Here is a 2,071-nt window from a genome sequence, read left to right as displayed (position 1 = left end):
CTACATCCAACTCCTCAGGTGTCACCCCCGGTCAACGACACAGCCCCCTCAACCGGACACGCCACCGGCGAGTGAACCTGACCAAGCCCTACTAGCGCATCGCGCCAGGAGTCGACGTCGGGTCGGCGGCGTAGGAGGGCTCTGCGCTCGCGTTCCGTCATGCCGCCCCACACGCCGAACTGGATCCGGTTGTCCAGGGCTTCGGCCAGGCACTCAGCGCGTACCGGGCACTCGGCGCAGAGGGCCTTGGCGCGTTTCTGCGTTGCGGCCTCGGCGAACAGCTCCTCCGAGTCGGTCGGCCGGCAGGCTGCTCCGGTGTGCCAGTGGGCGCTCGCGCTGGTCATGTCGTCCCCTCCCTCCTCTCCTTCCTCGACGCTCGTAACGACCCTGTGCCGCTGTCGGTTCCCGGCGAGCCGAGGATTGCCTCGCTGACACCCCCGTGCCCACTGGGGTGTGCGGCCTGTGGGACTTTGCCCGCGCTCGGAAAATGGCGTCGGCGGCGGGAAGTTCCGCACCTCCTGGCTTGACCAGGCGGCGCGAGTATGCGGCGAGGTGCGGTGGCCTTGCCCGTCCTGTCGGTGACGACGGTCGCCACGGTTTCACTGCCGGTGAAGGTGGTGTCCGTCTCACCGCTGATCGTGAACCGCACGCGGACCTTCGGCACGGCCTTGCCTTCCTTAGTGAAGGCCTTCACCACCATCTTCTCGCCGAACGTGCCACCCGCCGTTGCGAAGAGCTTGCTGGTGCCGCGGTCCGTCAGGTGGTGCACGGTGTCCGTGGGGGTGGGCTTCGTCGGCTTGGGGCGCGGCTTGTACGTAGTCGGCGCCGTCGGGGTGGGGCTGGAGCTGGGGATGCCGCCGTCGCCGGGCTTGTGGGTGCTGGGCGTCTTGGTGTTCTCCGGCGTCGGGGAGGAGCCCGCGCCGGGGTCGTCGTCGCTGCGGTGCGTGGACAGCGTGCCCGTGTCGTCCGGGATCGAGGGGGTGCCCTTGCGGTAGTACTCGTACCAGGACCGGACGGTGTTGACGTAGGCCTGCGAGCTGAGGATGGCCGCGTTCAAGTCGGCCTGGACCGACAGGTCACGGCCCGCGCGGCAGAGGTAGCGGGCGGCGGCGAGGGCGGCGGCGTAGACGTTGTTGGGTTCCTTGACGCCGTCGCCGTTGCCGTCGCGGTCCGCCCAAGCCCAGGTGGACGGGATGAACTGCATGGGACCGACCGCGCGGTCGTAGGTGCTGTCGCCGTCGTCGGCACCGTTGTCGGTGTCCTTGATGACCACGAAGCCGCTGCCGTTGAGTACCGGGCCGAGGATTCTCGAGTACGTCGTGCCGTTCGCGTCGACCTGGCCGCCGCCGGCCTGGCCGGACTCCACCTTGCCGATGCCGACGTGGAGTTGCCAGGGCAGGTTGCAGCCCGGCTTGGACTGCCGGAGTTCGGCGGCGGGCTTCTTGTAGGCATCGAGGACGGTGGCGGGGATGCCGGCCTCCGCCTCACTGGTCCTCGTTGCGGGACCGGCGCGCGAGCCGGGCGACGCGGTGGGACTGTTCAGCAGAGGCAGATCGATTTGGTAGCTATCGTTGCCCGTGGCGGTGCCGTCATCGCCGCCGCTCGGGTGAGCGTCGGGCGTGGACTGGGCGTCGGCGGACTGTCTGCCCTGGTCGTCTCCCGGTGCCTGGGATGCGGTCGGTGCAGCGACCGCAGCCGCGGCGGTGATTACCGCTCCCCTGTGCAGCCTCCTCCCGAAATGCGCCGCCATTGAGCAAACCCCTCCCGCCGAAGACCGCCTCGGTGTGATGTGACATTCGTTCGACCACGCGCCAGGGAGCGGCGATCAAGTGACCCACGAGAACTTTCCGCACCCGGGCACACGCCCCGTTGGTACTCGGACACCAACTGCGCGGGGAGCAGCCGCGTGAGAATCCTTGGCCACGGCTGCAGAGACAGTCAATACAGATCATCACAATGAGTAATGAATACTTAGACGCAATACCGGTGATTTAGGTGCTTTTCTGGCGTTTGCTGGTTGGTTTGGTGGGTGGAACGAGTGTGACTACCGCAGTGGGTGGTGGGGATGGCT

General features: G+C 67.7%; 2 protein-coding genes. Both read right to left on the bottom strand.

Features of this window, described 5'->3' with window-relative positions; genetic code table 11:
- Positions 1-14: 14 nt before the first annotated feature.
- Positions 15-344 carry a WhiB family transcriptional regulator gene (locus AC0699_RS39625; RefSeq protein WP_478671546.1) on the bottom strand — a complete coding sequence of 110 codons (330 nt, stop codon included), beginning with the start codon at positions 342-344 and terminating at the stop codon, positions 15-17.
- The gene (locus AC0699_RS39620) at positions 341-1,750 is read right to left on the bottom strand and encodes a lytic transglycosylase domain-containing protein (RefSeq protein ID WP_478671542.1); all 1,410 of its coding nucleotides are present in this window, start codon (positions 1,748-1,750) and stop codon (positions 341-343) included. Before AC0699_RS39620 ends, AC0699_RS39625 begins: the two co-directional genes overlap by 4 nt.
- Positions 1,751-2,071 lie beyond the last annotated feature (321 nt).

Source organism: Streptomyces sp. NPDC043870, from assembly GCF_056435785.1.
The sequence above is the reverse complement of the archived record's forward strand: the minus strand, read 5'-3'. Positions and strand labels throughout refer to the sequence as shown.